Origin of the sequence: Kitasatospora sp. NPDC088548 (assembly GCF_044753005.1) — a bacterium.
GTDB lineage: Bacteria > Actinomycetota > Actinomycetes > Streptomycetales > Streptomycetaceae > Kitasatospora.
This window is the reverse complement of sequence record NZ_JBIVMI010000002.1, coordinates 564,901-571,773: the sequence shown is the minus strand read 5'-3', so window position 1 is coordinate 571,773 and position 6,873 is coordinate 564,901. Positions and strand designations below refer to the sequence as shown.

6 protein-coding genes and 1 pseudogene are annotated in these 6,873 nt (G+C 72.1%); 6 read left to right on the top strand and 1 reads right to left on the bottom strand.

Features of this window, described 5'->3' with window-relative positions; translation table 11 throughout:
• Positions 1–222: 222 nt before the first annotated feature.
• Complete coding sequence (locus tag ACIP82_RS05465) at positions 223–987, bottom strand: TetR/AcrR family transcriptional regulator (protein WP_400651127.1); 765 nt, start codon at positions 985–987, stop codon at positions 223–225.
• A gap of 104 nt (positions 988–1,091) precedes the next feature.
• Here ACIP82_RS05465 and ACIP82_RS05460 point away from each other — a divergent pair, with 104 nt between their 5' ends.
• The 6 genes and pseudogenes from ACIP82_RS05460 to ACIP82_RS05435 all read left to right on the top strand — a co-directional run bounded on the left by ACIP82_RS05460 (position 1,092) and on the right by ACIP82_RS05435 (position 6,747).
• On the top strand, positions 1,092–2,141 hold the full coding sequence (locus ACIP82_RS05460; RefSeq protein WP_400651125.1) for an ATP-binding cassette domain-containing protein: 1,050 nt from the start codon (positions 1,092–1,094) through the stop codon (positions 2,139–2,141).
• On the top strand, positions 2,141–2,959 hold the full coding sequence (locus ACIP82_RS05455; protein ID WP_400651124.1) for an ABC transporter permease: 819 nt from the start codon (positions 2,141–2,143) through the stop codon (positions 2,957–2,959). Before ACIP82_RS05460 ends, ACIP82_RS05455 begins: the two co-directional genes overlap by 1 nt.
• 186 nt (positions 2,960–3,145) lie before the next feature.
• Positions 3,146–4,132 carry an aldo/keto reductase gene (locus ACIP82_RS05450; RefSeq protein ID WP_363612212.1) on the top strand — a complete coding sequence of 329 codons (987 nt, stop codon included), beginning with the start codon at positions 3,146–3,148 and terminating at the stop codon, positions 4,130–4,132.
• A gap of 164 nt (positions 4,133–4,296) precedes the next feature.
• A pseudogene (locus ACIP82_RS05445) lies at positions 4,297–4,890 on the top strand (MFS transporter); the annotation flags it as partial.
• 85 nt (positions 4,891–4,975) lie between these two features.
• Positions 4,976–5,653 carry a hypothetical protein gene (locus tag ACIP82_RS05440; protein ID WP_400651164.1) on the top strand — a complete coding sequence of 226 codons (678 nt, stop codon included), beginning with the start codon at positions 4,976–4,978 and terminating at the stop codon, positions 5,651–5,653.
• Between the two features lie 65 nt (positions 5,654–5,718).
• A complete protein-coding gene (locus ACIP82_RS05435) occupies positions 5,719–6,747 on the top strand; it encodes a hypothetical protein (protein WP_400651121.1) in 1,029 nt (342 codons plus the stop codon).
• The last annotated feature ends 126 nt before the right edge of the window (positions 6,748–6,873 follow it).

Below are 6,873 nucleotides of genomic sequence, written 5' to 3'. Positions count from 1 at the left end.
AAAACTACCCCCACCCCTCAAACAACCACACCCCACGTGCCGGGGGGGGGGGGGCGGGGGGGCGCCCCCCCCCCCCCCCGCCGCCCCCCCCCCCCCCCCCCCCCCCCGCCGGGTGCCCCCCCCCCCCCCCCCCCCCCCCCCGGGGCTCCAACGTTTCACACCTCTGGGGGGGGGCAGACGCGTGCCACCGGAACCGGCACGCCATGAAAGTCTCACATGGCGTCAACCGCTCTGCGCGGGAGCCAGGATCGCCGTGACCACCCGGTGGAGCGCCCGGTCGAAGGCGGTGTCCGGGTCGGCCGGCGGGCCGGCGGTGGCGAACGCGGCGGCGAGGTGGGGGTAGTCGCCGCTCATGGCGGCCCTGGTGAGGTAACCCACCAGCTCGCCCTGCCACTTGGCCCCGGCGGCGGCCGTCCGCTCGTACTGCGCGTACTGGCAGACGAACCCGTTGAGCAGGGCCAGGGCCTCCATCCGGGTGGTGCCGTCCAGCCCGGTGGGGGCCGTGACGGCGAGGAAGTGGTCCGTGTAGCGCAACGCGTTCGGGCCGATGCCCGGGCGGGCGATCACCAGCGCGGGCAGCCAGGGGTGCCGCCGCATGATGGCGAGCTGCTGGTGGGCGAGCCGGTACAGGCCCTCGCGGCAGTCGTCGGCGGGGGTGGCCGGGGTCGCCGGGAAGTCGTACTCGGCGGTGGCCGCGTCGAGCATCAGGTCGAGCAGGTGCTCCTTCTTCGGCACGTAGTTGTACAGCGACATCGTCCCGGCGCCGAGCGCGGCCGCGACGCGGCGCATGGAGACCGCGTCCAGGCCCTCCGCGTCGGCGATCGCGATCGCGGCGGCGGCGATCGAGGCGCGGCTGTGGGCCGGCTTCGGGCCGCGCCCGGTGCGCTCGGGGCGCAGCCAGATCAGCTCGGGCGCCTCGGGTGGCTCGGGCGTGGCGGGTGCTGCGGGGGGCGCGGACTCACCGGCGGGGGGCTTGCTGGACGGCACTGGACGATCACCTCGGTTTCCCATCTTAGAGACGTACGGCGTACGTAGTAGGATGCGGTCGCGCGCACTTCTACGTACGATGTACCTAGAGAGGGGCAAGAGCCATGCCGGAAACCAGCCGGCCCGCCGTCGAAATGGTGGGCGTGGAGAAACGATTCGGAACCACCGAGGCCCTGCGCGGCCTCGACCTCGACGTCCCGGCCGGCACCGTCTGCGGACTGCTCGGCCCGAACGGCGCCGGCAAGACCACCGCCGTCCGCGTGCTCGCCACCCTCGTCGCCCCCGACCGCGGCACGGCCCGCGTCGCCGGCCACGACGTGGTGCGCGAGGCCGAGGCCGTCCGGCGCAGCATCGGGCTGGCCGGGCAGCACGCGGCCGTCGACGAGGGCATCACCGGCCGCGACAACCTGCGCCTGTTCGGCCGGCTGCACCACCTCGGCGCCCGCACCGCCCGGACCAGGGCCGACGAACTGCTCGAACGCTTCGGCCTCGCCGAGGCCGGCGACCGGCTCGTCCGCACCTACTCCGGCGGCATGCGGCGCCGGCTCGACCTCATCGCCAGCCTCGTCACCAGCCCGCCGCTGCTCTTCCTGGACGAGCCGACCACCGGGCTCGACCCGCGCAGCCGCCAGGAGATCTGGGACGCCGTCAAGGAGCTGGCCGCAGGCGGGACCACCGTGCTGCTCACCACCCAGTACCTGGAGGAGGCCGACCGGCTCGCCGACGACATCGTCGTCGTCGACCACGGCACCGCCATCGCCACCGGACCGCCGCACCGGCTCAAGGCGGCGATCGGCACCCGGCTCTCGGTCACCCTCGCGGACCCGGACCAGCTCGGCACCGCCGCCGTGGTGCTGTCCGCGCTCGCGGGCGGGGAGGCGGTGGTCGACCCGGCCGAGCGGACGGTCGCGGTCGTCACCGCGCCGGGGTCCGACGTGCTGCTCCCGGCCCTGGTGAGGGAGTTGGACGCGGTCGGGGTGGTGGCGCAGGACGTCGCGCTGCGCCCGCCCTCGCTGGACGACGTGTTCCTCGCGCTCACCGCCGACCGCGGCGCGGGCCGTGGCGCGGGCCGTTCGGCCGGCCGGGCCGGTGGCCGTACCGCCGAACGCGTCTCCGACCGCACCGCCGACCACTCCCCGGGGAAGGTCCTCTGATGGCCGTCTGCACCGCGCCGCCCGTCCTGTCCGCCCCGAGCCGCCTGGTGAGCGACACCTGGTCCTCGATGCTCCGGATCCTGCTCAACTACCGCCACTCGCCCGGCCTGCTGGCCGCCTCGCTGGGCGTGCCGGTGGTGATGGTGGTGGTGTTCGGGTACGTGTTCGGCAGCGCCATCGCCGTGCCGGGCGGCGGGAACTACCGCGAGTTCCTGATGCCGGGCCTGTTCGCGATGGTCGCCGTCAACGGCGTCATGCCCACCATGGTCGGCGCCGCCCGGGACGTCGGCCGCGGCGTGACCGACCGGCTGCGCTCGATGCCGGTCTCGCGCACCGGCCTGCTGCTCGGGCAGACCCTGGCCGACCTGCTGGTCAGCGTCCTGGTGCTGGCGCTGCTGGCCGCCGTCGGCCTGGCGGCCGGCTGGCGGATCCGGGGCGGACTCGCCGACGCCGCGGGGGCGTTCGGCCTGCTGCTGGTGTTCCGCTTCGTGATGACCTGGGTCGGGACCTGCCTCGGCCTGATGGTCGGCAAGGAGGAGGCGGCCGGCCAGCTCGCCGTCGCCGTCTTCCCGTTGGCCATGGTGACCAACGCGTACGTGCCGACCGGCGGAATGCCCGGCTGGCTGAGGGTGATCGCGGACTGGAACCCGGTCAGCGCGGTGGTGCAGGCCTGCCGCGAACTGTTCGGCAACCCGTCCGCGCCCGGGCCGTCCTGGCCGATGCAGCACGCGGTGCCCGCCACCGTGCTCTGGAGCGCGCTGCTGCTGGCGGTCTTCGGCCCGCTGGCCGTACGGAAGTTCGTCACGCACGGGCGGTGATCCGCCGGGCCCCGGCGTGGACCGACACGGAACTGACACGGAACTGACACGGATGGGCGGGGCGTTGGCGCGGAGGGGCGCGGATGGGCGCGCGGACCGGCGTGTTTCGGTACGGATCCGCCGCTGTTCCGCCGCTCCGGTGAAATGAGCTGGACAGCGGGGCCGGTGGGACAGATGGTGGGCGGCATGGAGTTCACCCATCTCGGCCGCACCGGCCTGACCGTCTCCCGACTGTGCCTGGGCACCATGAACTTCGGCCCGCACACCGAGGAGTCCGACGCCCACCTGATCATGGACACCGCCCACGAGCGGGGCATCAACTTCTTCGACACCGCCAATGCCTACGGCCGTGACAACGAGGGCAATCTCAAGGGTCGCACCGAGGAGATCATCGGGCGGTGGTTCGCCCAGGGCGGCGGCCGCCGCGAGCGGACCGTGCTCGCCACCAAGGCGTACGCCCCGATGGGGGACTGGCCCAACGAGAGCCGGCTCTCGGCCCTCGCCATCCGCCGCGCGGTGGAAGGCAGCCTGCGCCGGCTGAACACCGACCACATCGACCTCTACCAGATGCACCACATCGACCGGGACACGCCCTGGGAGGAGGTGTGGCAGGCGATGGAGGTGCTGGTCGCCCAGGGCAAGATCATCTATGTCGGCTCCAGCAACTTCGCCGGCTGGCACATCGCCCAGGCCCAGGAAGCCGCCCGTTCCCGCCACTTCCTCGGCCTGGTGAGCGAGCAGTCCCTCTACAACCTGCTCGACCGGGCCATCGAACTGGAGGTCATCCCCGCCCTCCAGTTCTACGGCCTCGGCCTGCTGCCCTGGTCCCCGCTCCGCAGCGGCCTGCTCGGCGGCGTCCTGCGCAAGGAACGCGAGGGCTCCCGGGTCCGCGGCGCCATGGCCCACGCGAGCGAGATCCTGGAGGAGAACCGCGACCGCATCCAGGCCTACGAGGACTTCGCCGCCGAACTCGGCGAGGACCCGGCCGACATCGCCCTCGCCTGGCTCCTCACCCGCCCCGCCGTCACCGCCCCCATCGTCGGCCCCCGCACCCTCGACCACCTCGACGGCGCCCTCCGCGCCCTGGACCTGACCCTGGACCAGAAGACCCTCGACCGCCTCGACGAGATCTTCCCCGGCCACCAGCCCGCCCCGGAGGACTACGCCTGGTAGATCCGGCGGACGCGCCCGGACCACCGGCCCACCCGGGCCGCGCCCGCACCCCGGGCGCGGCCCTTCCGGGCGCGGGCCGGCCGGGAGCCGGCGCCACTCGCAGCCGCTGCCGTCGACGTAGCGGACCGGAGCCCTGGAGAGACGCCACTGTCAGCCTGATCGACATGATCAGGGGGTTCAAGCAACGGGTACCCAGCGGGCCGGCCTCCGGTCCGCAGCGAGCTCTGATCATCGCCAGTTTCGTCAGCAGGGTGGGCAACGGTCTCTTCAACACCGCTGCCATCCTCTACTTCACGCTCGTGGTGCACCTGCCCGCCACACAGGTCGGAGCGGGTCTGACGATCGCCGGCCTCAGCGGCTTGGCGGCCGGCATACCGGCGGGGAATCTGGCCGACCGGTACGGACCACGCACGATCTGGCTGACGACCCTCGCCTTGCAGGCCGTCACCATGGCGGCTTTCGTCTTCATCGACAGCTGGCTCGCGTTCACGCTCGTCGCCACACTGGACCGGCTGGCTGCCACGGCAAGCGGCGCCGCGGGCGGTGCGCTCATCGCAAGGGTCGGCGGTGAACGCCCGGCCGCCTTCCGGGCCAGACTCCGCACGTTCGTCAATCTCGGCGTCGTCATGGGCACCCTGGGTGCGGCCTTCGCCATCCAGATCAACACTCGCCCTGCCCACACCGGGCTGATCCTCGCCAACGCCGCCAGCTTCGCCTGTGCCGGACTGATCGTGTTCATGGGCGTCCCGAACCACCGGCCTCTGCCCCGGCCCGAGGAGCACCGTCAGTGGTCCGTCCTGGCCGACCGGCCGTACGTGTCCTTCGTCGCGCTCTTACAGTGCCATGGGCCTGCAGTACCAAACCGTCTCCCTCCTGCTGCCGGTCTGGCTCACCGCCCACACCGACGCACCGCGCTGGACCGTGGCAGTGGTCTACGCGGCCAACAGCGGCGTCTGCGTGCTGCTGCAGAGCAGACTCGGCTCCAAGGTGGAGACCCCACGGCAGGGCGGCCGCGCATTCCGCCTCGCCGGGCTCCTGTTCCTCGTCAGCTGCCCGTTGACGGCACTGACAGCCGATGTTCCCGCCTGGGTCGCGCCGGCACTCGCCGTCCTTGCCGTGTGCATCCACAGCGTCGGAGAGGTGTGGGAGTCCTCGGCCGGCTTCGCGCTCGGCTTCGGCCTCGCACCCGACCATGCCCAAGGGCAATATCAGGGCCTCCTCGGTGTCGGCTTCGACGCAGGCCAGGCCCTCGCCCCCGTGATCCTGACCGGAGCGGTCCTTGCGCTCGGACACCCGGGATGGCTGCTCCTCGGCGCATTCTTCGCAGGCCTGGGCGCAGCAGGCCCCCCGGTGGCCGCCTGGGCCGAGCGAACCCGCCCCGGGTGGGCCGGAACCACCCAAAAGACTTCACAGATCGCCCACTTGGCCGACGGTACGACAGACGTGCTCATTCGGAGCCTGATCACTGACTGTTCGGGCCGCTGGGAACAGCGGTTGTGTCCACGGCTCCGACAGCCGTGATGTGCAGGTGGTTGTCCGAGGGGGTGCTGAATCACGGTGGCTGACAGCTGTCTAAGGTCACGTACATGTCGAGGACCACACCGCCGCGCCCACTCGATGTCGAGGCGCTCTTCCCGGAGCTGACGGCCTACCGAGGCGCCACCACCCGGCTCCATCCGAGCCCGGGGCGACCGGACGTAGCGGCGAGTTCCGTAGGTGGCCCGCTGCTGTGGCCGTCGAATGAACCCTGGCCGGTGTGCACCGAGCCTCACAGCCACGCACGTGGCCAACGGCCGGCTGACATCCACCAGCGACGCCGGATCCTGGCATCAGCATGGCGCCGTGAACCGAACCCCGGCCCCACCGACGAAGAACGGCAGCTGCTCAAGGAACTCGACCGGCGCCACCGTGTTGAGGAGGCTACTGCGGCCGATCCGCTGCCACTGATCGGCCTTGCGCAGCTGTACCGGAGAGAAATCCCCGACCTGCCGGCCGGGCCGGATGACTGCGATCTGCTCCAGGTGTTCTGGTGTCCATTCGACGCACACGGCCCAAGCGGTGCCGGCATGCTGCTCGACCTTCGCTGGCGCCGGTCGTGGGAGGTCACCGACGTGCTGACCGCACCGCCGCAGCCGCAGGTCGTCGGCTATGAGGGGTACGTGCCGGAGCCGTGCGTGCTGCATCCGGAGCAGGTGGCCACCTACCCGTTCGCCGGCCTCCTTCCGGAGGACCTGCGCGCCCGGATCGATGCCTGGGAGGAGGCCCTGGAGGAGGCCGAGGAATCGGCGGACGAGGATGCCGCAGCGGTGGTCGGCTACCAGTACGACCTGTCGATCCCACCGGGCTGGCGCGTCGGTGGCTTCGCCTCCTGGCACGCCACCGACCCGGCTCCCATGGACTGTCTCACCTGCGCGACACCGATGCACCTGCTGCTGACCATCGACAGTTCGGAGTGGGACGGCGGTAGCGGCAGCTGGAAACCGGTGGAGGAACAAGGCCTGCCCCCGCACCCGGACGCCAGTCCGACGGAGGTCACCGTGGGCCGCTGGGGCGAGCTCAACATCTTCGCTTGCCCCGGGAATCCCGACCACCCGCACCGCTGGAGCATCCAGTAGGACCCTCACGATCGGCGAGCGACTTCCGTCGCGTATGCGGTCCCGGCGGCCCCGGCGGCCCATCGTTCGGCAGCTGTTGGGCTGATACCGAGGAGACGTCGGAGGACCGCCGGGGGGGATCTGGGT

Coding starts and splice junctions, on each gene's coding strand:
- ACIP82_RS05460 (WP_400651125.1), top strand. CDS start 1,092: ATGCCGGAAACCAGCCGGCCCGCCGTCGAAATGGTGGGCGTGGAGAAA.
- ACIP82_RS05455 (WP_400651124.1), top strand. CDS start 2,141: ATGGCCGTCTGCACCGCGCCGCCCGTCCTGTCCGCCCCGAGCCGCCTG.
- ACIP82_RS05450 (WP_363612212.1), top strand. CDS start 3,146: ATGGAGTTCACCCATCTCGGCCGCACCGGCCTGACCGTCTCCCGACTG.
- ACIP82_RS05440 (WP_400651164.1), top strand. CDS start 4,976: ATGGGCCTGCAGTACCAAACCGTCTCCCTCCTGCTGCCGGTCTGGCTC.
- ACIP82_RS05435 (WP_400651121.1), top strand. CDS start 5,719: ATGTCGAGGACCACACCGCCGCGCCCACTCGATGTCGAGGCGCTCTTC.